The sequence below is a fragment of the Sandarakinorhabdus oryzae genome (assembly GCF_009733735.1).
Classification (GTDB): Bacteria; Pseudomonadota; Alphaproteobacteria; order Sphingomonadales; family Sphingomonadaceae; genus Sandarakinorhabdus; species Sandarakinorhabdus oryzae.
The window spans coordinates 1-954 of the sequence record NZ_WNJP01000353.1 but is presented as its reverse complement, the minus strand read 5'-3'; the positions used below and the strand labels follow the sequence as shown (position 1 = coordinate 954).

Sequence of the window (954 nt, the reverse complement as noted above, 5' to 3'; positions counted from 1 at the left end):
GCCGGGCAGGCCGGCGGCCAGCGTGTCGAGGTGCAGGGCCGCCACGGTCGCGTCGGTCACCACCACCAGGCGGCCACCGCGCGCGAACGGCTCCAGCACCGGGGCGGCGGCCGCCAGCAGGCCAGGCGCGATGTGGATGGGGTAGGACCGATCGCCCAGCGCAACATCAACGATCATGTCGGGCTGTCTCCGGCATTGGCGGCGGCCAGTGCGGCCACGATGGCGTCCACCGTTTCATGGTGTGGGCCGGCCTTGCTGGCGATGCGGATCTGGGCCTGCGCATAGACCGGGTTGCGCACCGCGGCGAGCGCCATCAGCACCTCGCCGGGGTCCTTGTCTTTCAAGAGTGGCCTTGTGCCGCGCCGGCGCACGCGATCAACGAGCGTGGCGACATCGGCGTCCAGCCACACACTCACTGTGCGCTCGCGGATCAGGGCGCGGGTGTCGTCGTTCATGAAGGCGCCGCCGCCCGTCGCGATCACCTTAGGGGTGCCGTCGATCAGCCGGGCGATCACCCGGCGCTCGCCATCGCGGAAATGGGCTTCGCCAAAGCGCTCGAACATCTCCGAAATGGTCATGCCGGCGGCTTCCTCGATCTCGGTATCGGCATCGACGAAGGGCAGGCCCAGCCGCGCGGCAAGGCGCTTGCCGATGCTCGACTTGCCGGCGCCCATCAGGCCGACAAGCGTGACCGGCCGGCGCGCGGCCAGCGCCAGCCGTTCGGCTTCATCCTGGTTTTTCGGGTCGCCGTCCATTGCGCTGCCCGCTATACACCGGCGCATGGGATGGGCAAGCAAGCGCGCGTTGTTGGGCGGATCGGTCGCCATGGTGGCCATTGGCCTGGCGCTGGCCGCGCCCGTTGGCGGGCAGGAACCGCCGGCCAAGCGCGAGGCGCCCAAATCGCTGCTGCCCCCCGGCTTTGAAACGCCAGCCCCGGCCCCGGCCGCCGCGCCC

General features: G+C 71.0%; 1 protein-coding gene. It reads right to left on the bottom strand.

Features of this window, described 5'->3' with window-relative positions; all coding sequences use genetic code 11:
- Window positions 1-173: 173 nt before the first annotated feature.
- Window positions 174-755 carry a shikimate kinase gene (locus GJ693_RS16245; protein ID WP_156257254.1) on the bottom strand — a complete coding sequence of 194 codons (582 nt, stop codon included), beginning with the start codon at window positions 753-755 and terminating at the stop codon, window positions 174-176.
- Window positions 756-954 lie beyond the last annotated feature (199 nt).

Coding starts and splice junctions, on each gene's coding strand:
- GJ693_RS16245 (WP_156257254.1), bottom strand. CDS start 755: ATGGACGGCGACCCGAAAAACCAGGATGAAGCCGAACGGCTGGCGCTG.